Raw genomic sequence first — 21,064 nt, forward strand, 5'->3', positions numbered from 1 at the left:
TTAGTGTTAGACGTTGATACCAGTAGGCTCTTTGAAAATTATCAAATTAGTGGAAAATCATTCGAGGATGTTAAAGCCTATGTTCGAGCTGAAATTAAAAAACTGCCTGCAAAAAAAACATTGGGTGTCGACGAGAGTCAAGAAGACATAGTGACGATCTCCATGAAAAAGGGAGAATTTGTTATTTTCACAGAAAGAACTATGCATGGCTCTCTTACTAATACATCTGCTAATGACCGCTTTGCTATTAATTTTAGAGTAACGACAACAGATACGGAGATTTACCCCTTTCGATATTTGGGCGACTTTATTGACGGTTCAAACATAGATATCACAAGACATTCGAGTTTACTGCTCTCTGGTAAGGACCTTTCCAACGCACGTAACATTTATACGTGAGAATGGTGGTTAGCAAGTGATTATCAACAAACAAATGCATGATGTGAACATTCTGAATGATGCTTCTGTCTTACTTGGGGGCTCGACTTCTAAAGAGCTCTATCAAAAATTAAGAGATCTTATAGAACAACACGATACCTTGAGAGTGAAGACCGGAATAAACCTTGTTGCAGCAGAAGGCCCTATGAGTTTACAAGCTCGGCGACTACTAAGTTGTGATTTGGGATCTAGAGCCTCAGGCGGTTCTATTGGACGAAATAACCGATTTTTTACAGGGCTTGATCAAGCCGATGAAATAGAAGCGCTTTGCATCGTATTGATTAAGGAATTATTTGAATGTAATCATGCAGATCCTAGGCTTTTAGGAGGACTCCATGCTAATACGGTTGTCTACGCAGTTCTCAAAAACTATTTCAAAATATCAGACATGTTTACCCTCAATACATTCTATGGCGGTAACTCTAGCAACCATAGCTTAGGCCCCCCAGGGATCTTAAACTACTGCATTTCAGACCTTCCCGTGGACCCGAATACCCTCGAAATTGACTTAAATGCCTTTGAAGACATAGCGAAGTTTAGACAACCGAAATTAGTGAGTTTAGGCGCAGGTCTCAACCTTTTTCCTTTCCCTGTAAAAGAGATAAAAGACATTATTTCTCGTTGGGGAGGGATGCTACTTTTTGATGGCTCACACCAAGCTGGGTTGATTGCTGGTGGCGTTTATCCAAATCCCCTATCTCTGGGAGCTGATATTTACACTGCATCGACAGGAAAGACATTTAGTGGTCCTCAGGGAGGAGTAATTTGTTGGAGTTTGGAAAAGTTCTCTTCTCCGGTTAATACAACCATATTCCCAATGTTAACTGGTTCACATCAACTTAATCGAATTGCTGCCTTGACGGTCTCATGCATAGAATTAAAAGAGTATGGCCTCGAATATATGGCTCAAGGAATACGAAATGCTAGGCAACTTGCTAGTTATTTACAGGCATACGGATTGGATGTGCTCTGCTCTGATAAGGGCTTTACTGAAACTCATCAAGTTGTAGTGAAATGGACTCAAGGAGAAGGTGCTCGTTCAGCATGCTATCGTCTAGCTGATGTTGGGATTTTTGCTAATGCAGTCCCACTTCCTGAAGACAGGGAGTTGTTATCGGGGATACGTTTTGGTGCAACAGAAATTACTCGATTAGGGATCACACAAAGTCAAATAGTTGTGTTAGCTGAGATAATCGCAGGCGTTCTACAAGGCAATTATAATTTGAAGGAGGCAAGAAATTTCGTATGTGATTTAGCTTCAACATTGTCTGACTTTAAATATAGCCTTGAGAGTGGACAATGATTTCAACTACAGAATGGTTTACCTACTTATTTGTTACGCTGTTATATGCGTTTATGCCTGGTCCTGCAATGCTTTATAGTATTGCTCAAGCAGTCTCAGGTGGCAAAAAAGTAGGAATTATGGCAGTTTTCGGCCTTCATGTAGGGGGCTATTTTCATGTGCTGTTAGCTGTATTAGGTTTGTCTTCAGTGCTTTTAGCTAATCCTTCTCTCTATTCCGCTATTCAAAAACTGGGCGCTCTCTATCTTATTTGGTTGGGCTTTCAACGTATCTATCTGACAAAAAAAATACACATTACTTCTTGTGAAAGCCATCTTACTTCTCCTAAAAGAACGTTCTTTGATAGTGTCGTTGTAGATGTTCTGAACCCTAAAGCCGCAATTTTTTATCTTGCTTTTCTTCCACAGTTTGTGAATGAAGCAGGAAGCGTTGCTGTTTGGCTCCAACTACTTATTTTGGGTGTTGTTACGAATTTAATGTTTAGTAGCGCTGATCTTTTAAGTGTTTTGATGGCGAGTCATCTGCAGAGAAAGTTTCAAGCAAGAAGCAACTGGGTCGATTTTGTCTCAAGGTGGTCTGGTAGTATTTTTATACTGCTAGGTGTGATGGCCTTGGTAAACTCCTCGCAAAATTAGGCAGGAGGGATGCACTTCTCTGATTTTTAACTCAAGTTGAGTTTTTAGGTTAGGTGGTAGCATCGCTTATTACTTAATTTGGTATTATCGGCCACTCATGTTTCGAGGAGCTCTAATAATATGGTGTAGTGGTCAACAAATTCCGGACACAGATTTAAGCCGATTCTCGGCATCCACTGGCGATATCCCATCATTTGTTTGATGGGGCCGTTGCCTATTGTAGTAGTCCATCAGGTAATAGCTGATGTCTCTCTTGGCCTGAATTTGGGTCATGTAACCAGTCGCTGGGACCCATTCGGTTTTTAAACTTCTAAATAGCCTTTCCATTGGAGCATTGTCCCAACAATTTCCACGACGGCTCATACTTTGAGTTATACGGTATCGCCAAAGCCTTTGACGGTATTTACGGCTGCTATATTGGCACCCTTGATCTGAGTGGAACATGACGTGGCTAGGTCGTCCTCGTTGCTCCCAAGCCATATCCAAGGCTTTACAAGTCAGATCAGCATTTGGTTTATCTGATAGTGCCCATCCCACTACGCGTCGACTAAATAGGTCTAGCACGACGGCCAGATAACTCCATTTTGAGCCTGACCAGATATAAGTAATATCGCCACACCAAACTTCATTGGGTCCAACAACGGAGAACTCACGCTTCAGCAGGTTCGGAATATCTGGTCGCTCTAACTTGGCTTGCTTATACCGATGCGAGCCTGGTTGTTTGCTCATCATCCCCGCTTCTTGCATAAGCTTTCGTACTTTGAATCGACCAACTTCGAAGCCCTCAGAGCGCAACATAGAAACAAGAGTTCGACTGCCAGCTGCGCCGCGACTCATGTTAAAGAGCTCCTTAATTCGGCTAGCTAACCGAATGCGATAGGCATCCGGCTTACGTTGCTTAAACTCGTAGTAACAGGAAGATGCGACATCGAACAACCCACAAAGTACTTTGACCGTTTCGTGCTCCCTCAACTGGTCAATTAGTGAGAACGTTCGAGTTCGTCCGACATTAAGAGAGCTGTAGCTTTTTTTAGTATGGATTTTTCTCTTTCTAAGCGATTAATCCTAGCTTCTAACTCTTGGATCTTCTGCTGTTCTGGCGTCAGAGCTTTAACCGTTGGTGTTTCTCCGCCACGCTCAATCTTTAGTTGTTCGACCCAGCGTCGTAAGGCTGTATCACCGATGTCTAGAGAGCGTGCCGCCTCAGATATTGAGTAACCTTGATCAAGAACCAAGCTTGCAGCTTCTACTTTGAATTCAGAAGAAAATGTACGTCGTTGTCGTTTTGTCATTGAACACCTCATGTATGGTGGAGACTTTACCACCTAATTTGGTGTCCGGGATCATTAAACCACTACATGGATTATACGCTTAAAGGAGCATGTCAGTGTGTGCACGTGACCTACGACTTTTATGCAAAACCTCTAATTCTCTTCAACTGAAGGGACAGCCACTCTCAGAAACGACAAGTCGTTGAGTGGTCGCATAGGCAGAGTATCTGTCCTGCCCACTTTCCTTCAAATCCACTTTCTTCACACTTTTTAAGGTCAATTCGGTACGAGTGCTATCGGTTGCTTATTCTGAGATCCTCACACTCATTGAGCATGGCTATGTTTGTTATATTTCATGCTTTTCAGTAGCTTGCTAAAGTGTCTGTCCCATCAACGTTTTGACGTTTCATCAACGTTTTGACGTTTCATCAACGTTTTGACGTTTCATCAACGTTTTGACGTTTCATCAACGTTTTGTAAGATAACCCCAACACTTGGCCTTACAACTCAAATTCAGTAAAGGATGACGATGAATAGAGATTTCAAACAACTTCTAGGTACCGAGCTGCCGATCATTCAGGCCCCTATGGCAGGAGTGCAAGGGAGTGCTCTTGCCATTGCGGTAAGTGAGGCTGGTGGATTAGGTTCACTCCCTTGCGGTATGCTGACTATTGAAGATATTGTCAGCGAAATGGAATTAATCAAGGCATCTACGAGTAAGCCTTTTAATCTCAACTTTTTCTGCCATGATCCTAAGCCTTACGATGAAGATCGCCAGATAATATGGCGAGACACACTTCAGCCTTACTTTGACGAGTTGGGACTACAAGTGGAGTCTTCTGCTAGTGGCAGTCGAGTGCCTTTTAGCCATGATATCGCTGATGCAATTGAACCCTTCTTACCTGAGTTCATTAGCTTTCATTTTGGTCTTCCAGACAAACACTTATTACAGCGTGTGAAACGCTGGGGAACCAAAGTTGTCTCATCGGCTACCACAGTAGAAGAAGCGCTTTGGCTGGAGTCACATGGTGTCGATGGCATTATTGCTCAAGGAGTAGAAGCGGGAGGGCACAGAGGCATGTTCCTATCCAGTGATATCTCGACCCAAATGGGGCTAGTACCACTGGTATCGCAAGTGGTTAATCGCGTCAAGGTCCCCGTTATTGCTGCGGGTGGGATGAGTGACCGCCATTCAGTATTGGCTTGCATGCAATTAGGTGCGTCGGCGGTACAGCTTGGTACGGCCTATCTGTTGTGCACGGAAGCTAATACATCAGAAGTTCACAAACAGGCAATACAGAGTACTAAGTCTTCGCATACCGCGTTAACGAACCTCTTTTCGGGTAAACCCGCCAGAGGGATTATGAACCGCGTTATGAGTGAACTGGGTTGTATGACAGCGCGAGCGCCAGAGTTTCCATACGCTTCAATAGAAATATCTCAATTGCGTCGCCGTGCCGAAAAGCAGGGTCTTGATGACTTTTCACCTCTATGGTGTGGTCAAAATACTCAAGGATGCAAACAGATTTCAGCGAGAGATCTCACATTGCAGCTAGCTGGCAAATCAGACTAGACACACTTGGCGTTTTACCAACAGTGTGCTGCTCCGTCTCAAGAAACGAAAATTCACACACACGTGATCTGGGCAAGCGATAGAAGTGGGCAAGCTTGCTGGTTGACTGGCTGTGGTTTGTCGCTGTTTTAACAAGGAACTTTTAATGAAAGAAGTAGCGTTAATAACATTACATGGAATGGGGAAGGTAAAACTAAATTATTATGATGAGCTAGAGAAAGCACTCAAAAAGGAACTGGGCTCTGAATGGGTGAAGGTGTCATTTCACAATGTTCAGTACGCGCCTATTTTACAGCAACCACAAGATGATCTGTGGAAAGCCATGATGTCAGAGCCGAGCAATGATTTACATGCCACACGATTGAGGCAGTTTTTTCTTTATGGGTTTGGCGATGCGGGTTCGCTCGAGCACAGCTCACACAGGCGAAAAGATAAGTATCTCGCTGTGCAAGAAGAAATCTTCAAAACGCTTGAATGCGCATATGCTGATATTGGCGAGAATGAAAACAGACCAGTGATCATTGTTGCTCATTCGCTCGGTTGCCAGGTTATCTCAAATTATTTATGGGACGCAGAACATGGTCTCAATATGTTTGAGAATTATGTTGATAGTGACAACAAAGAATCCTTCATGAAATTAAAAACTTGTGAGAACCTCATCACTACAGGGTGTAACATTCCTTTGTTTAATGCAGGATTGCAAGAGAGGCACTGTTTCACTAAGCCTCATCCTTCGTTCAGATGGGATAATTACTATGATCCAGATGATGTCCTTGGCTGGCCATTAAGGCAACTCGATGATTCATACCATGCTATCGTTGAGGATCACCCCATTAATGCTGGAAGTCTGATCGCATCATGGAACCCATTTAGCCATGGCCAATATTGGAGTGATAAAGACGTGATCAAACCGTTAGTCAGTATAATTCGATCAAAACTTAGCTGACTGGTTAAGCCAAACGTTGACACTCCCTTATTCTGGCGTTTTTTATATCAACTGCTGGCGATAGAGCGTTGGTATTTTTAGAGATTTAACTCACAACGCTGAGCGTGTTGAGTGTCAAAAGGTATGACGGTTTACCTATGTACTCATACTTTCCCTTTAAGCCAATCACTCAGGATTTTCTTTTTATGACACAAAAACTAAACTACGATTTTCTACCCGCAATTTCAGGGCCCTACGTCCATGCGGCCAAACACAATAAGACGCTATATATTTCTGGACTGACGGCCTTTGGTACTGAAGCACAAACGAGAGGTTTGGTGGAGCAAAGTGCTGAAGTCTTAAACCAGATTGGTCGGATACTGGATCATGAGCGGTGTACGAAGAGCGATTTAATTAAGCTGACGATTTTCGTCACTGACATCAATTTACTCCCTGCAATTCGTGAGCAGCTCTTTGTTTTCTATGCCGGACAACTGCCCGCCTGCTCACTGATTGAAGTCTCTAAACTGATTCATGCCGATTTGAAGATAGAGATCGAAGCCACAGTTGCGTTAAGTGATTAAGATTGTGTATTTAACGCCTGCTTAATCAGAAGTAATTCAAAGCTTAATAAGGATCTGAAATGAGCGAGAAGAGCAGCAGAGGAAACTTGAAATTGTATGCCCCTGAAAGCTACTGGGTGGCAACACCTGATGAGCGAGAACTCATTGTCAATGGATGTGGTACGTCTGGTTGGAAAGGAAAGTTAGTACCGGAAAGTTTATATGGGCTCTCAGTATCAGAAAGCTGCAACATTCATGACTGGATGTACCATCATGGTAAGGATATTAACGATAAAAACACAGCGGACAGAGTCTTTCTGAATAATATGATTCGTACTATCGAACATAAGGGCGGGTTCTGTCTTCTTCGCAAGCTTCGTTTACGCCGCGCAAGATTGTATTATCGTGCAGTAGAGAACTTTGGTGGCCCGGCATTTTGGGCGAATAAGAATAAACCAGAACAATTTAGACCTTCTCGTTATGCACATATGTCGAGCGTATGGACGAGTAAACTGGAACAAACATAATATGGAACTGCTGAAATTAGCCCTGTTTATCCCTACGTGCTTTGCTCTCAATATGACGCCAGGCCCAAATAATTTGTTGTCGATGAACAATGCTCGCTGTTACGGATTTAAAACTGCATTGGTCGCTGGGTTGGGACGCATTGTCGCTTTTGCTTGTATGATTGCACTGGCTGCGTCTGGATTGGCTGTTGTTCTCTATACCTCTGAAGTGTTGTTTTTTACAATCAAGCTAGTGGGCGCACTCTATCTACTATGGATTGCGTTTAACCTCTGGCGCTCTCAATCCAGCCCAGTGGCAGAGTTGGATAAGACTCGCAACCACTTTGGGCTCGTGAAGCAAGAGTTTGCGCTCGCCGCGGGCAATCCCAAAGCGATTCTAATCTTTACCGCGTTTTTGCCTCAGTTTGTTGATGTGACGGCGAACGTGGATCAGCAGTTCTTGACGTTAGGAGTGACGTTCTTAGCACTTGAACTGGCGGCGATCAGTCTCTATGCACTGTTCGGTCTCTATCTGAGACATTGGTTCTTGAGGCCTGAGATGGCGAAGCGATTTAATCGAGCATGTGCTGCCTTTCTTGCTGTTTCGGGGGCCAATTTGTTGATAAGCAGGCAGTAGCCACTTTTCCTGTCACCAACAATAAAACCATCTGCATTGTACAGGTGGTTTTATTGTTCTGTTTAAAAAAGGTTAGTCATACATTTTTTTGTGATTAACCTCTCAATTATTTTTATTGTTAAATCTGTTGGAATTGAGCGGAATATTAAACTTTCTTGAATTCTTATTGATTCTATTGCTTAAAATTGCGACTCAGGTTTTAGTAATTCAATGAATAAAACTTAATCTATATTTCGGACTTATAAAATAAAAAGGAAACAAGATGAGTTCTCCGTTGAATAAAAGCGTCTTACTGGCGTCTCTATTTCTAACCCCTACACTTGCTCTAGCTGAAATGACCAATGGTGATTTCGAACAATGGAGCAGTTCCTCTCCAAGAGGGTGGAACACAATAGACAGTGGCATCTCGGTGTCACAGGAAACCAGCATTGTCAAAAGTGGTAACAGTGCCGCAAAAGTGACGGTCAATACTGGTACCCAAAGCAATACGGACTTTCAGCAGTCTGTGAACGTGGTATCGGGGCAGACATATCGCTTCTCTGTGTCTGTTTACCATACTCAAGGCAATGTTAAAGCCCGCCTGTATGTGGATGGATACCAAAACTACAGCGTGCCTAGCCAAACGGGTCAGTGGCAGGACATTGCGTATTCGTATACGGCGAGTAGTACCAAGAGCATTAACGTTGGGCTGCGCTTCTATGATGAATCTGGTTTTGACGGTTCAGAGGTTGTCTACATAGATAACTTCCAGCCATTTGATGGTGCAGTAACGCCACCTCCAGCCACTTGTAGTCATCATGACCTTTCTTTCAAGCTGACGACTGACAGTTATGGTTCTGAAACAAGCTGGACGCTGAAAAACAGCAATAATCAGACGTTGTTCTCTGGCTCTAACTACGGCAATAACGCCAGCTATGAGAAGGCGATGTGTGTTGAGTCAGGGGCGTATGTGTTTGAAATCCTTGATTCCTATGGCGATGGTATCTGTTGTGGCTCTGGAAATGGGTCTTACACGCTAGCGTCTAACGGTCAAACACTGGCCTCTGGCGGAGAGTTTACCAACGCTTCCCAGCATGCCTTTACGCTTGGTAGTGGCAACCCTGATCCAGAGCCACCAGCCCCCGGTGACTACTACAAATCAGCCGAAGGTAAGACAGGATATGCGTTGAAAACGGCTCTCTACAACATCATCAATAACCATAATTCTCAAGGCTACTCTGCCGTCTGGAATTTGGTTAAAACCGCTGATATCGATAACTACTATGAGAAGGATGGAACGATTCTCGATATCTATTCGGAGAAGATCTCTGGCGGCGATTCGATTCAATTTACTAAAGTAACAGACCAATGTGGCCAGTATCGTAAAGAGGGCGATTGTTACAACCGCGAACACTCTTTCCCTAAGAGTTGGTTCGGCGGCAAAGTGGAGCCAATGAACTCAGATGGTCACCACTTGTACGCCACAGATGGTTATGTGAATGCAAAACGCAGCAACTGGCCATTCGGTGAAGTGGGCAGTGCCACTTACACGTCTTCGAACGGTTCAAAAGTCGGTTCTGCCGTGTCTAGCCTAGGGTACACTGGTACGGTGTTTGAACCGATTGATGCGTTCAAAGGTGATTTGGCCCGTACGTATTTCTACATGGCGACGCGCTACGAAAACGAGATCGCTAATTGGGAAGGGAACAGCGATAACTCTAACGCTGTGCTTAATGGTACTAACACGACAGTATTTGAACCTTGGGTGTTAGCGATGCTAAAACGCTGGCATGCCAATGACCCTGTCGATCAGAAGGAGATTGATCGCAACAACGCGGTGTACAATTTCCAAGGTAACCGCAACCCGTATGTTGACCACCCAGAATTTGTCAACATGGTCTGGGGAGACTAACCAAAATGCCCAAAAGGCCTAACGTATGTTAGGCCTTTTGGGTTTGTGCTCACAGAGCAAAAGGCAGCTAGTTTTTCGATAACATTGTTATTTGTTGATGGCTTTGATATAAAGCATTCCAAATTCTTATGCTTTAACGACAGTACACATGAAAAGGCTTTTGCTTGAAAGCTATTATTTCCTAAAAAACAATTTCAGCTCAATCTTCATTATTACTGCCCCTTTCATATTTCTGATGGCTGCACTCTCTGTGGCTCATGAGTTGAATCAAGAATCTCAAGTGTTTTTCGTTATGTATGTGGCTGTATTTATTTTTGCGCATGCTTACACATTTTGTAGATTGATTAAATACATGGCGGCAGTCGTTACCGGCGGTACTCGAGACTTATCTGTAACGCTTACCGAGTGTTTCAGACTTTCAATTCTGTACCTCGTGTATGGTACTGCTATTGTTTTAGGTCTTATTGCGTTGGTCATCCCCGGACTGTATTTAATAGCGAAATATGCTTTTGCCGACTTTGAGTTTGTTCTTAATAAGCGGTCGACTTTTCAGTCTATGAGCGAGAGTTGGAGTATCACATCCGATGTTGTATTAACACTGATACTGGGTGGCATCGCTATTAATGCGCCATTGTTTATACTGGAAGTTTTGATTGCGCTGTTAGAACCATCAAATTCGATAGCCTATTTTGTTTCTATAGGGTTTTCAGAAGTCCTTTCTTTGACTGGATTGATTTTTAGCAGCATTTTCCATTTCCGTGTCTATACGAAAGTACTTGAAGAAAGAGAAGCGAATGACTAAGCGTTTATTGAAATTAAGTTTACTATTTCTATGTGTAATTGGGCTGTTGGGGTGTCAATCCACCCGGGATTATGACTATCAAGGCCAATATGAATATAGCGAAGAAGATGGGCATTACATTTTGCTTCGTGAAGATAACTCATTTGAGCTTTTCCAAAAGGGAGTGCTAACGGTTGGGACATATAAGGTCAAACTAAGCACTATCAATCTCTATGTTGACGGAAAATGGCTTGCCCAAGGGAAAATAAGAAACGGCTACCTCACTGATTCACATGGTGAGAGGTGGGTTAAAAAAAGTAACAACGAATTATCAAACAAATAAAGGAACCAAAGCTCGATGGAAAACACTCTCCTGAATAGAGATGAACCAAAAGGTAAGCCAGTAAAGGCCATCATTGTTTCCATCCTAATTGATATCATTGGAACAACTGTACTAGCATTTGTTGCTATTTTGGGATACGCCGGTTATCTAGTCAAAACTGGCGGGAATGCCAATCAGCTTGCAGTTGCCCTGTTGCAATTAGATTCCCAATCTCCCGTTCTGTGGGTACTTCTCACCTTGGCTGGCTTGATATCCTGCTATGCAGGTTATTACTGCGCTAAAACGTCTCGAGTTAACATCTATAGGAATGTAGCGATTTCGGCGGTTATCGTGACGTGTATAACGGTATTTTTAAACGCTGGTACAGTTTCTACTGCTCATAGCTTTGGTTTATCCGTAGCAACGATTCTGTGCTATTTCGTTGGTGCCTATCTTTGGATCCGAAAGACGGCTTAATAGATATTGAATGAGTCAAAAAAGGGATGGCATTTGCCATCCCTTTATTGATATAACATCGTTGGCCTAGTCAACGGGCGTTATTTGTACTCGCCGCGAATCGACGCTTCCCGATACGCATCCAGTTTTCCTTCCGCTTTGAGTTTCGCCAGTCCTCGGTTGAAGGCATCGACCAGCTCTTGCGAACGAGGTGATTTTTTGGAAATGATCACGAAGTATTGTCTCGAAGACAGCGTTTTCTCATTAGGCTCAATTTTGTCGGTTAAATTGAGTTTAGTGATGGTCTCCATCCCCACATCCATATCTTCTAATACGATGTCGAGTCGGCCAGCGCTGAGTTTCTTGTAGTTGTTTTCAGCACTAGCGATGCGCTGTATATTGAGTTGACCTGCCTTTTCCATATCTTCGACACCATAGGCGTACCCAGTGACACCACCGATTTTGAAGTTCTTGAGGTCTTCTTTACTGCTCCAGCTTACTGGTTTACTTTTTTGTTGGAATAGCGCGGTACTTAATGTGATAACAGAGTCGGTGTAATTGAAAAACTGTTCCCTGTCAGGGTTTTTACTCCAAATCAGCGAGCCATCAAAATTCCCCGCTTTGGACTCTTCGAAGCCACGTTTCCAAGGCATATAAGTAAACTCAACCTGATAGCCTTCTGCTTCAAAGGCTTCTCTCACTATTTGAGTGATGAAACCTCCATCCTTAAGTGATTTGGATTGATATGGAGCCCATTCACCGTTGGCAAGTTTGACGGTGTTAGCTTGAGCTAGGGTGGCAAAGAGCAGAGAAACGGCCAGAGACAAAAAGGTTTTGGTTAAGCTGCGCATTTTTTCTTCCTTAAACATGCAAATAGATTCAATAAAAGAATAGTTGCTGATAAGGATATCACCAAAAAGTTTAAGGGCGATTGAGGCGATACTCGACTAGAAACCGCCATGTGGTGATTCAAAAAGCACCGTTTATGTGACTTTTATCAGGGTTAGAATTCGCTATCAGCTTCGAAAGTCATGGGTTGTTTGGTGTAAGGGTGTTCGATCTTTAATCGCTGTGCGTGTAAGTGCAATCTATCGGCACGTTGGCCATAGAGACCATCGCCAACCATAGGCAAATTAAGCCCGAGATGATGAGCACAGTGCACTCTGAGCTGATGGGTGCGACCAGTTTTGGGGTAAAGGTACAGCTTGGAGCGATTATCTCGCGTTTCAATTAGTTCCCAATAAGTTTCGGCAGGTTTCCCATGCTCAAAGCAGATGAGCTGTCTAGGGCGATCATCAGGATCGCCACGCATTGGCAACGTTATTTGGCCACTGGTTTGACTGACTGCTCCTTCAAGCAGCGCAATATAGCGCTTTTGCACTGAGCGTGAAATGAATTGTTTCTGTAGGCTCTTGTTCGCGCGCTTTGTCAGAGCAAAAACCAGCAGTCCTGATGTCGCCATATCCAGCCGATGAATCACGAAGGGGCCTTCAACATCTGGGTAGCGCTGTTGCAAGCGTGTGTATGCTGAGTCCTTGATGGTTTTTCCGGGCACTGATAGTAGCCCTGAAGGCTTGTTGACGACAACCATGGCTTCATCTTCAAATAAGATCTCAAGTTCTTTGTCTTCAGCCCAGTTTTCTTCGAGCGGATTGTCATCAACGTCCATCCCCTCGAGCATATGACCCAAAATGGGGAAGCACTTACTTTGGCACGAAGGGTAGAACTTTCCATGCTGGCGAACTTCTGATTTAGGCGACACACCCCACCAGAACTCGGCTAATGCGAGCGGCTTAAAACCATGTTTAAAGGCAAAGTGCAGCAGTTTTGGTGCAGCACATTCGCCAGCGCCTGCTGGTGGTACAGGGGCATTGGTCGGTTTGAAAATCGCATTGAGGGATTTCTCTTCCCCTCTGATATTTAGAAAGCGGTAGTTATCAAACAGCCTGTTTTGCAATGTGTTAGACAGGTTTTTGCGTTCCTCTTTCAATGCATTTAAGTTGATGTTTAATTCATCTAGTTCGTGTTGTAAAACGGCAATTTTGTCATCCCACTCCAGCTTGAGGTATTTGAGCACGTTTTTTTCCGCGACGCTTTGTTTCGCCAGTTCATCAAGCCTGTTTTGCAGTGCTTCTCCAGCGAATGAGGATTCAGCCAGTTTACGTTGTGCTTTGCGTTCAGCTCGGCCTGCAATCATTAACTCACGCTGTAACTGCTCTTGCTGCTGATACTCAGAGGTGAGTTGTTTTATCTTAGAAGTCAGCTCGGCAATGCGAGGGTTGCTTTTTAATTGATTGAACTTCTTATTCGCCGTCATGATTTCAGCGGTTTCTGCCCGAAAGAAACTCTCTTCTGCCAGCATATCGAAAACAGGTGGAACAAAGCCTGGGAGTATGTTCTTGTCTGCTATCTTGCCTGAAAAGGCTGAAAGATAACCGATCTTGCCCTCAAGTGACTCTACCAGCAGTACCCCAAACATTTTGCCTGTCCCGCTTTGGCTGCCATCGATGCCAAAGTTATGCTGCCAGTATGTTTGCTCAACTAGGTGCTGTTGCAATTCTTGTGCTGCTAGTTCGCACAGGGGATGCGGCTGATAGAAAAACGGGAAGGTAAACTTGTCGGGTAAGCGATATCCATCAATGGGGGCATTGAACGGAGTAAACAAATTTTCAGGTTGATGCATGTCAACTTACCATCGAGACGAATAAATAGGAGGCGAGATTGTACCTATTTGGGGTGTGATTACCAGTATGAAAGGGAAGGGGCTTCAGCCCAACTCGGGCTGGAGCCTAAACACGAAAAGACTATCGAATGTACTTAATGTTGGCGCTTATTAACCAGTGATGTGCGGTACCGTCCGTTTTGGTGATCCATAAGTCGCTATTGAAGGTTGTTACTCGGCCAGTGATGGTGATGTATAGTTTATTGTCGACAACACTTTCCACGCGAATAAAAGGATCAGACGTAACAAGAAAGGGCTGGGCCTCTTTTGCCGATTGCCCTTGAGCTAGCAGAAAATAATGATTGAGCTTGCCATCTTTGGGATCGGTAGATGTCGCTTTGTACCCGACCAGCTGAACACCTTCGGCGATGGGGCGGTTGACGATCTCTTGCCCAAGGCGAACATGTGTTGGGATAAAAACGTAAGCAAGGAGCAAGCTCAGAGCCGAAATGAATATGATGATTATAAGTTTGGCTTTAGACATGGTGTTATTCGCTACCTAATTTGAGGGGATAGTTTACCACAACTCCTACTAAGGAACGGACCGTCGACCGAGACGCTACTTTATTGTATTGATATCGATTGAACAAAACAGGCCAGCATTCGAAGTTTGTCGATATCGTTATTTGACCGGAAAAATCCCCACAACAGAAAGCATTGAGAGGATTTTCTTCGGTGAATAGTGTTTATTTGAACACGTGTTTCGCGTGGAACATCAGGTGTTCATCAATAAAACTAGCGATGAAATAGTAGCTGTGGTCATACCCGGTCTGCATGCGTAGCTCTAAATCGGAGCCGTGGGTTTCCGCTGTGGCTATCAGAGTTTCAGGCTTTAGCTGCTCAACAAGAAAGTTATCGGCATCACCTTGATCGACGAGAATAGGTAAAGGTGACTTGGCTAGTTTGAGAAGTTCGCTAGAGTCATATTCTTTCCAGCTTTCAAAGTCGTTCCCCAAATAAGCATTGAAGGCTTTCTGACCCCATGGGCATTGCATTGGATTACAAATTGGACTGAAGGCAGAAATTGACGTGAATTGCCCAGCGTTTTTCAGACCAATGGTGAGCGCGCCATGCCCACCCATGCTATGGCCAGAAATGGCTTTGACCGTAGAGATTGGGAAGTTAGCTTCGATTACCTTAGGGAGCTCTTGAGCGATGTAATCGTACATATGGTAGTGCGTAGACCATGGCTCTTGAGTTGCATTGAGGTAGAATCCCGCGCCTTTGCCCAGATCATAGCCTTCGTCGTCAGCAACGTCTTCACCACGTGGGCTGGTGTCAGGTGCCACGATTGCCATGCCAAGTTCGGCGGCCTTTTTAAACGCCCCTGCTTTTTGCATGAAGTTCTCATCGCTACAGGTCAACCCAGACAACCAGTACAACACGGGAACTGGAGACTCTTTGCTTGCATTTGGTGGGAGGAAGATAGCAAAACGCATCGTGCAATTTAGCACGGCAGAATCATGGGTATATTGCTTGTGCCAACCGCCTGCGACTTTATTCTGACTGATGTTGGATAAACTCATTGATATTCTCTCAGATAAAGTCGCCGCATCAGGTGATGTGGCGACTTATTAACGACTAAATCTAGGCTCACTGATCCATATGGATAACAGTACGGATGCTCTTACCTTCGTGCATTAGGTCAAAGGCTTCATTGACTGCGTCAAGGCCCATAGTGTGGGTAATGAATTCTTGAAGACCAAATTCACCCGCCATGTAGCGTTCAACAATCTCTGGAAGCTCAGAGCGACCCTTAACCCCACCAAACGCACTACCACGCCATACACGGCCAGTGACGAGTTGGAATGGACGAGTTGAGATCTCTTGGCCTGCGCCCGCAACACCGATGATTACCGACTCGCCCCAACCTTTGTGACAACATTCAAGCGCTTGACGCATAACATTGACGTTACCGATACACTCGAATGAGTAATCTACACCTCCATCGGTCATTTCAACAATGACTTCCTGAATTGGTTTCTCGAATTTCTGGGGGTTGATGACGTCTGTCGCGCCAAGTTGTTTTGCTAGGTCAAACTTACTCTCGTTGATATCGATGCCTATGATGCGGCTGGCACCAGCCATACGTGCACCAATGATTGCAGATAAGCCGATACCGCCTAGGCCGAAGATAGCAACCGTGTCGCCTTTTTGTACTTTAGCCGTGTTCAGTACTGCGCCCATACCAGTTGTGACACCACAACCTAGAAGACAGACTTCTTCAAGTGGTGCTTCTTTATTCACTTTTGCCAATGAGATTTCTGGAAGAACCGTGTACTCAGAGAAAGTGGAACAACCCATGTAGTGGAAAATGGTTTCACCGTTGATAGAGAAGCGGCTTGTACCATCTGGCATCAGGCCTTTACCCTGAGTTTCACGTACTGCCTGACATAGGTTAGTTTTACCTGAAGTACAGAATTTACACTCACCACACTCAGCAGTGTATAAGGGAATAACGTGGTCGCCAACTTCAACGCTGGTGACGCCTTCACCAACCATTTCAACAATACCGCCACCTTCGTGACCAAGAATGGAAGGGAAGATACCCTCAGGATCATCACCAGAAAGCGTAAAAGCATCAGTGTGACAAACACCAGTTGCAACGATGCGAATCAACACTTCACCTTTTTTAGGCAGTTGTACATCGACTTCTTCCATTTTTAGCGGTTCACCTGCAGCCCAAGCTACGGCTGCTTTTGATTTGATAAACTCTTGACCCGGTTTGATCTCTAGTGCCATTGGATTTTCCTTGATATTTAATTGTTTTTTATGACGTTGTAAGCGTAGACGAGGAAGTCTTCGCTCGCAGCTTCGTTTGCTAGAGGCTATTTTATATATTTCTTTAATGAAGATAATCCCGATTAAATGAAAATGATTTTTACATATTTGTAATAATGATAAACTTGCTGTCCGACTTTTTGGGAGAATTATTATGGCTAATTGGGATGGCGTGAGTGAATTTGTCGCTGTCGCAGAAACGCAGTCATTTACTACGGCAGCGAAGAGACTCGATACTTCTGTCGCACAGATCAGCAGGCGCGTTTCTGCGTTGGAAGAAAGACTTGCTGTTAAGCTGCTTAATCGTACAACTCGGAGAGTCTCTATAACTGAAGCGGGGCAGGTATATTACCAACAGTGCAAACATTTGGTTGAAGGACTAGAGTTAGCCGAGCTTGCCGTGACTCAAATGCAATCCACTCCCAAAGGGTTACTCAAAGTGACTGCACCGGTAACCTATGGTGAAACACACCTGGCACCACTATTGTTCGATTTTCTTGAGTCTTACCCTCAGGTTGACTTAGAGCTTAACTTAACAAACCAAAAAGTCGATTTGATTGAAATGGGAGTGGATGTGGCGATTAGGTTGGGTCGTTTACAGGATTCCAGCCTAGTAGCGAAACGATTATCTAGCCGTCAACTTTATGTATGCGGTAGCCCTGAGTATTTAGCACGCTATGGTGAACCGCATACTTTATCTGAACTGGAGAATCACCAATGTTTGGTTGGCTCTATTGATTATTGGCGCTTTAAAGAGAGCAAACGGGAAAAATCGCTGCGTGTTTCCGGACGTATTCATTGTAACTCTGGGTCGGCTTTGTTGGATGCGGCAAAGCGCGGGTTAGGTTTGGTACAACTGCCTGATTATTATGTGAGAGAAGGGCTGGATTGTGGTGAGCTGATTGAAGTATTGTCTGACTATCGTGACAACAGGGAAGGCATTTGGGCACTTTACCCTCAGAACAGAAACTTGTCCCCTAAAGTTCGACTTTTGATTGATTTTCTAGCGGATAAACTAGGAGGAAGCATGGGAGTCTAAATCTGCTTCCTGAATCGATTGCTCGACTATTTCCGCGATCTCTTCAGCTCGTTCTGGTGCGGTGTCTGAGACAGCATTGACCCATTCCTCGACGGATTCAGTCAGGTTACTTTCTTCGCGGTCAGCAGGCCGTAAATTGCTATTGGTTTCCACCAGATTTGCTACCAGTTCCTGACTAACTTCGACAAGCTTGTCAGGGTCATGCTCTGCGAGTGTTTCAATCACTTTGATTGGTGTATTGTCCATAGACTCGGTAATCGCCGCTAGGACAGACATCGCATTCTCGGGCTCTTTTTCCACCAACCATTCAACGAGTTCTTCTATCTGGTTATCGTCAGATTCCGCTAAACGCTTCGCTATGTCTACGGACAGCTCTGGATTGGTCAAAGTGATAGCTCTGAAAAGCAGAACAGTATCAATATTGTCGAGCTGCGCTGCTCGCTCCGCAATAGACACCGCCCATTCCGGTTGTTTGCTAGCAAGACGACGAATAAAAGTAATAGCATTGGATGGGTGTGATGCCGCTAGCGCTTCGACTTTCTCTAGAGCCTCTTGAACGTAAATCGAACTTTCCTGATATTCAGTTCGTGGGTCTAGGTCTCCGTGAATGGAGGCAGGGGTGTGCATAACAAAACTTTCCTGTTCTTCCACTGGTAGTGCCTCGCGGACTGACATTCGATAAATGGTAAATATGATCAGCCCTAAATCCACCATGATGAGAAACGTAAACAGTGCGCTATCACCTAGTCGCTCCATTAATACTGAAGCAGTGTAAGGGCCTATAATTGACCCGAGTGCGTAAACACACAGTAAGCCGGATAAAACTGAGACCAGTTGTGATTTTATCGCACGGTCAAACGTCTCTGAAATGCTTAGAGGATAAAGACAGGCGATCAACCCCATTGTCATTGCAACCAGAAGTAGTGGTGTGAATGTCCATTGCCATTCAATCGAAACGGGCAAAGCAAAGCTGACCACTGCGAGTGCAAAACAGCCTCCAAGTATGACTTTACGTCGCTCAAACCGGTCAGATAAATATCCCATGGGTAATTGCAGCAAGATGCCGCCAGCCGTGGCTGCCCCCATAAAAACGGAGAGCTGGAAGCCTGTAATACCAATGCCGTCGGCGTAAATGGGCAGCATGTTAGCAACGGTCGAGTATAGGATGCCACACACGAAACAGGTGACAAACCCTAGCGGAGAAAGCAGATAAATGGACTTGAGAGGGATGGAATCTGATTGCTCGATTTCTGGCTCGAACTGAGAAATGAACACCACAGGGGTAACAGAAATACTAAAAAGTACGCCGCATAGAATAAAAAGCGTGGTTTCATTTGGCGGAGCGATGGCGAGACCAAACTGACCGAGCGTAATCGCACTGAGGATAACGACTTGATTAACCGCGAGAATTTTTCCACGATTGGATTCAGTCGACACACTATTAAACCAAGTATCTAAAGTGGTTGTTGCACAAGCAATACAAAAGCCCATCACTGCACGCATTATTGCCCATATCCAGACGTCGGAATTCAATCCCATGATAAGAATCGCACTGGCTCCAAGACTGCCGCACATAGCAAAAGTTCGCACTAAGCCGATGTTGCGCAGAATGCGTTTGGCTAGGATCGCTCCCAGCAGAAATCCGACAGAGTACATGGAGAGGACGAAGCCAATCGACTGGATAGTGATATTAGCCTCTGTAAGCGAAACAGGGAGTAGGATACCGCTCAAGCCATGGCTACCCATCAGCAAAAATGAGCTGATGAAGAGTAGTGTTAGTGGTCTGAGTGTTGCTGCAATAGTCATAACCTTTGATTTAAAAGCAAAAAAAAGCTATTTACAAGCGAGTTGTAAATATATTGTTATCATTTGGTTTGTAGAGAGATCCTGATATCGGTTCGGTGGCTACTGGGTTGATGTGTCATGGCGAGATGAAATAGCTTCGTTTTTCTATGATCTTGCTTAAGCATCGTGGCCAATAACATTGACAATCGCTTGTCTCGCTTCTGACATTGAAATTCAGTTGTCTCATTATCTTGTGCGCATTGAGATGCGTTCCCACAGACAGAAAGGTGCAGATGAAACGTAAACTAACGGCTTTTTGTATAACCGCCGCAGTTGCCCAGCCTCATGTTGTTGCAGCGGAAGAGCTGGTCAAAGCGCTTAATAGTCAGACGGTTTACATCGACGCAAGCGATGACTGGATAAAGCTGAAGTCTGGCGAGGTACTGAAAGGTGAGTTGACAGGGACAGTAAAGAAGGAATCAAACTCTTACGATCAAGAAATCGAGTTCGACAGTGATGATCTTGGCGATCAGGAAATTGAACTCGAAGATGTATCTGTGCTTGAAACGGCAAGTTATTTCACTATTCGTACAGCTCAAGGTGATATTCACGATGGTTATCTGTCTATTCGAGACAACAAACTCTATCTAAAAAAAGGCGATCAGGAGCAGTCTTTCCCAGTAGCTCAAGTGGTTTCCATTTATCGAGGGGCTGAAAAGGACTCTGACTATTGGAACGCTGACTTGTTCCTTGGCCTAGATATTAGCAAAGGTAACACTGATGAGTTTTCAATGCTGGGTGAAGTCGAGGCTGAGCGAAATACGGTCGAATCTAGAACCAAGCTTAATGCACGTCATGAGGTGTCGGAATCCAACAAAGAAAAAACGGCTCAGAAGAGCCAGTTTGACGGCTCTTACGATATTTATATCAACAACCGACTTTTTTTCAGACCAATCAAGTTTTCAGCACTGAGTGACGAATTTCAAAACTTGGCATATCAAGTCAATGCTTCAATGCAAGTGGGCTATTTTTTTGTTGCTAACTCGGATGCAGAATGGGACGTATCGATTGGCCCAGGTATGCAATACAATGAGTTCTCGACCGTAGCAGCCGGAGAGGAAGACAGCGCCAGTAGTACGATTTTAACCTTGGAATCGAACTTTGAATATGAATTGACTAAGGACATCGATTTCAACTATACCTATAACCTTGACTGGGCAAGTAATGATGCGGGTGGCATGCGCCATAAAAATGATCTTGGGTTTGATATCGACGTGGTAGGTGACCTAGAGTTTAGTATCAAAGCTAGCTGGGAACACGTATCTCAAACCAAGGCAGATTCAGACGGTGTCGTACCAGAAAACGATGACTATAAAATCAATTTTGGTCTGAGTTATGAAATCTAATCAAACCAAAAAGCGAAGCTAGGTCGCTTC

Annotated in this window: 21 protein-coding genes; 14 read left to right on the plus strand and 7 right to left on the minus strand. The window is 44.4% G+C overall.

Annotated elements, in window-relative coordinates:
• From OH455_RS11970 to OH455_RS11980, 3 genes are all read left to right on the plus strand, one after another.
• The coding region (locus tag OH455_RS11970) for a phytanoyl-CoA dioxygenase family protein (RefSeq protein ID WP_269981548.1) at positions 1 to 399 on the plus strand (399 nt) is incomplete at its 5' end.
• Between the two features lie 16 nt (positions 400 to 415).
• Complete coding sequence (locus OH455_RS11975; RefSeq protein ID WP_269981549.1) at positions 416 to 1,741, plus strand: serine hydroxymethyltransferase; 1,326 nt, start codon at positions 416 to 418, stop codon at positions 1,739 to 1,741.
• The gene (locus tag OH455_RS11980) at positions 1,738 to 2,376 is read left to right on the plus strand and encodes a LysE family translocator (RefSeq protein ID WP_269981550.1); all 639 of its coding nucleotides are present in this window, start codon (positions 1,738 to 1,740) and stop codon (positions 2,374 to 2,376) included. Before OH455_RS11975 ends, OH455_RS11980 begins: the two co-directional genes overlap by 4 nt.
• Before the next feature lie 132 nt (positions 2,377 to 2,508).
• On the opposite strand, the gene OH455_RS11985 is transcribed toward OH455_RS11980, so the two are convergent.
• Positions 2,509 to 3,668, minus strand: a protein-coding gene (locus OH455_RS11985; RefSeq protein WP_269981551.1) for an IS3 family transposase whose coding sequence is annotated in 2 segments (ribosomal slippage) — positions 2,509 to 3,401 and positions 3,401 to 3,668 — 1,161 coding nt in all. Because the reading frame shifts where the segments join, the coding sequence is not laid out codon by codon here.
• Between the two features lie 508 nt (positions 3,669 to 4,176).
• On the opposite strand from OH455_RS11985, the gene OH455_RS11990 reads away from it, so the two are divergent.
• The 9 genes from OH455_RS11990 (at position 4,177) to OH455_RS12030 (ending at position 11,322) form a co-directional block, all read left to right on the plus strand.
• Positions 4,177 to 5,220 (plus strand): NAD(P)H-dependent flavin oxidoreductase, encoded by a 1,044-nt coding sequence (locus OH455_RS11990; RefSeq protein ID WP_269981552.1) that lies wholly within the window; start codon positions 4,177 to 4,179, stop codon positions 5,218 to 5,220.
• A gap of 145 nt (positions 5,221 to 5,365) precedes the next feature.
• The gene (locus OH455_RS11995) at positions 5,366 to 6,166 is read left to right on the plus strand and encodes a hypothetical protein (RefSeq protein ID WP_045976405.1); all 801 of its coding nucleotides are present in this window, start codon (positions 5,366 to 5,368) and stop codon (positions 6,164 to 6,166) included.
• 185 nt (positions 6,167 to 6,351) lie between these two features.
• Positions 6,352 to 6,729: a RidA family protein gene (locus OH455_RS12000; RefSeq protein WP_045976495.1), complete on the plus strand. Its 378-nt coding sequence runs from the start codon at positions 6,352 to 6,354 to the stop codon at positions 6,727 to 6,729.
• A gap of 59 nt (positions 6,730 to 6,788) precedes the next feature.
• Complete coding sequence (locus tag OH455_RS12005) at positions 6,789 to 7,235, plus strand: hypothetical protein (protein WP_052707927.1); 447 nt, start codon at positions 6,789 to 6,791, stop codon at positions 7,233 to 7,235.
• A 1-nt stretch (position 7,236) separates the two neighbouring features.
• Positions 7,237 to 7,851, plus strand: coding sequence for a LysE family translocator (locus tag OH455_RS12010; RefSeq protein ID WP_269981553.1), 615 nt, complete (start codon positions 7,237 to 7,239; stop codon positions 7,849 to 7,851).
• A gap of 262 nt (positions 7,852 to 8,113) precedes the next feature.
• Positions 8,114 to 9,742, plus strand: coding sequence for an endonuclease (locus tag OH455_RS12015; RefSeq protein ID WP_269981554.1), 1,629 nt, complete (start codon positions 8,114 to 8,116; stop codon positions 9,740 to 9,742).
• Between the two features lie 148 nt (positions 9,743 to 9,890).
• Positions 9,891 to 10,544: a hypothetical protein gene (locus tag OH455_RS12020; RefSeq protein ID WP_269981555.1), complete on the plus strand. Its 654-nt coding sequence runs from the start codon at positions 9,891 to 9,893 to the stop codon at positions 10,542 to 10,544.
• Positions 10,537 to 10,866, plus strand: coding sequence for a hypothetical protein (locus tag OH455_RS12025; RefSeq protein ID WP_269981556.1), 330 nt, complete (start codon positions 10,537 to 10,539; stop codon positions 10,864 to 10,866). Before OH455_RS12020 ends, OH455_RS12025 begins: the two co-directional genes overlap by 8 nt.
• Before the next feature lie 15 nt (positions 10,867 to 10,881).
• Positions 10,882 to 11,322, plus strand: a complete 441-nt coding sequence (locus OH455_RS12030; RefSeq protein ID WP_269981557.1) for a hypothetical protein — start codon at positions 10,882 to 10,884, stop codon at positions 11,320 to 11,322.
• 80 nt (positions 11,323 to 11,402) lie between these two features.
• On the opposite strand, the gene OH455_RS12035 is transcribed toward OH455_RS12030, so the two are convergent.
• From OH455_RS12035 to OH455_RS12055, 5 genes are all read right to left on the minus strand, one after another.
• Complete coding sequence (locus tag OH455_RS12035; protein WP_269981558.1) at positions 11,403 to 12,152, minus strand: substrate-binding periplasmic protein; 750 nt, start codon at positions 12,150 to 12,152, stop codon at positions 11,403 to 11,405.
• A 152-nt stretch (positions 12,153 to 12,304) separates the two neighbouring features.
• The gene (locus tag OH455_RS12040) at positions 12,305 to 13,984 is read right to left on the minus strand and encodes an RluA family pseudouridine synthase (RefSeq protein ID WP_269981559.1); all 1,680 of its coding nucleotides are present in this window, start codon (positions 13,982 to 13,984) and stop codon (positions 12,305 to 12,307) included.
• Positions 13,985 to 14,105: 121 nt separating this feature from the next.
• The gene (locus OH455_RS12045; RefSeq protein WP_269981560.1) at positions 14,106 to 14,507 is read right to left on the minus strand and encodes a hypothetical protein; all 402 of its coding nucleotides are present in this window, start codon (positions 14,505 to 14,507) and stop codon (positions 14,106 to 14,108) included.
• Positions 14,508 to 14,709: 202 nt separating this feature from the next.
• Positions 14,710 to 15,549, minus strand: coding sequence for an S-formylglutathione hydrolase (gene fghA, locus OH455_RS12050; RefSeq protein ID WP_269981561.1), 840 nt, complete (start codon positions 15,547 to 15,549; stop codon positions 14,710 to 14,712).
• A 67-nt stretch (positions 15,550 to 15,616) separates the two neighbouring features.
• Positions 15,617 to 16,765 (minus strand): S-(hydroxymethyl)glutathione dehydrogenase/class III alcohol dehydrogenase, encoded by a 1,149-nt coding sequence (locus OH455_RS12055; RefSeq protein WP_045976415.1) that lies wholly within the window; start codon positions 16,763 to 16,765, stop codon positions 15,617 to 15,619.
• Positions 16,766 to 16,958: 193 nt separating this feature from the next.
• On the opposite strand from OH455_RS12055, the gene OH455_RS12060 reads away from it, so the two are divergent.
• The gene (locus OH455_RS12060; protein WP_269981562.1) at positions 16,959 to 17,843 is read left to right on the plus strand and encodes a LysR family transcriptional regulator; all 885 of its coding nucleotides are present in this window, start codon (positions 16,959 to 16,961) and stop codon (positions 17,841 to 17,843) included.
• Here OH455_RS12060 and OH455_RS12065 read toward each other — a convergent pair.
• Complete coding sequence (locus tag OH455_RS12065) at positions 17,820 to 19,649, minus strand: MFS transporter (protein WP_269981563.1); 1,830 nt, start codon at positions 19,647 to 19,649, stop codon at positions 17,820 to 17,822. The genes OH455_RS12060 and OH455_RS12065 overlap by 24 nt on opposite strands.
• 272 nt (positions 19,650 to 19,921) lie before the next feature.
• Between OH455_RS12065 and OH455_RS12070 the strand changes: the two genes are divergently transcribed.
• A complete protein-coding gene (locus OH455_RS12070; protein ID WP_269981564.1) occupies positions 19,922 to 21,034 on the plus strand; it encodes a DUF481 domain-containing protein in 1,113 nt (370 codons plus the stop codon).
• The last annotated feature ends 30 nt before the right edge of the window (positions 21,035 to 21,064 follow it).

It is taken from the genome of Vibrio sp. T11.5 (assembly GCF_027587155.1).
Lineage (GTDB): Bacteria > Pseudomonadota > Gammaproteobacteria > Enterobacterales > Vibrionaceae > Vibrio > Vibrio neptunius.

Excerpts from the sequence above, each read along its gene's own strand:
- OH455_RS11980 (WP_269981550.1), top strand. The coding sequence starts at position 1,738 with ATGATTTCAACTACAGAATGGTTTACCTACTTATTTGTTACGCTGTTA.
- OH455_RS11990 (WP_269981552.1), top strand. The coding sequence starts at position 4,177 with ATGAATAGAGATTTCAAACAACTTCTAGGTACCGAGCTGCCGATCATT.
- OH455_RS11995 (WP_045976405.1), top strand. The coding sequence starts at position 5,366 with ATGAAAGAAGTAGCGTTAATAACATTACATGGAATGGGGAAGGTAAAA.
- OH455_RS12000 (WP_045976495.1), top strand. The coding sequence starts at position 6,352 with ATGACACAAAAACTAAACTACGATTTTCTACCCGCAATTTCAGGGCCC.
- OH455_RS12005 (WP_052707927.1), top strand. The coding sequence starts at position 6,789 with ATGAGCGAGAAGAGCAGCAGAGGAAACTTGAAATTGTATGCCCCTGAA.
- OH455_RS12010 (WP_269981553.1), top strand. The coding sequence starts at position 7,237 with ATGGAACTGCTGAAATTAGCCCTGTTTATCCCTACGTGCTTTGCTCTC.
- OH455_RS12015 (WP_269981554.1), top strand. The coding sequence starts at position 8,114 with ATGAGTTCTCCGTTGAATAAAAGCGTCTTACTGGCGTCTCTATTTCTA.
- OH455_RS12020 (WP_269981555.1), top strand. The coding sequence starts at position 9,891 with ATGAAAAGGCTTTTGCTTGAAAGCTATTATTTCCTAAAAAACAATTTC.
- OH455_RS12025 (WP_269981556.1), top strand. The coding sequence starts at position 10,537 with ATGACTAAGCGTTTATTGAAATTAAGTTTACTATTTCTATGTGTAATT.
- OH455_RS12030 (WP_269981557.1), top strand. The coding sequence starts at position 10,882 with ATGGAAAACACTCTCCTGAATAGAGATGAACCAAAAGGTAAGCCAGTA.
- OH455_RS12035 (WP_269981558.1), bottom strand. The coding sequence starts at position 12,152 with ATGCGCAGCTTAACCAAAACCTTTTTGTCTCTGGCCGTTTCTCTGCTC.
- OH455_RS12040 (WP_269981559.1), bottom strand. The coding sequence starts at position 13,984 with ATGCATCAACCTGAAAATTTGTTTACTCCGTTCAATGCCCCCATTGAT.
- OH455_RS12045 (WP_269981560.1), bottom strand. The coding sequence starts at position 14,507 with ATGTCTAAAGCCAAACTTATAATCATCATATTCATTTCGGCTCTGAGC.
- fghA (WP_269981561.1), bottom strand. The coding sequence starts at position 15,549 with ATGAGTTTATCCAACATCAGTCAGAATAAAGTCGCAGGCGGTTGGCAC.
- OH455_RS12055 (WP_045976415.1), bottom strand. The coding sequence starts at position 16,765 with ATGGCACTAGAGATCAAACCGGGTCAAGAGTTTATCAAATCAAAAGCA.
- OH455_RS12060 (WP_269981562.1), top strand. The coding sequence starts at position 16,959 with ATGGCTAATTGGGATGGCGTGAGTGAATTTGTCGCTGTCGCAGAAACG.
- OH455_RS12065 (WP_269981563.1), bottom strand. The coding sequence starts at position 19,649 with ATGACTATTGCAGCAACACTCAGACCACTAACACTACTCTTCATCAGC.
- OH455_RS12070 (WP_269981564.1), top strand. The coding sequence starts at position 19,922 with ATGAAACGTAAACTAACGGCTTTTTGTATAACCGCCGCAGTTGCCCAG.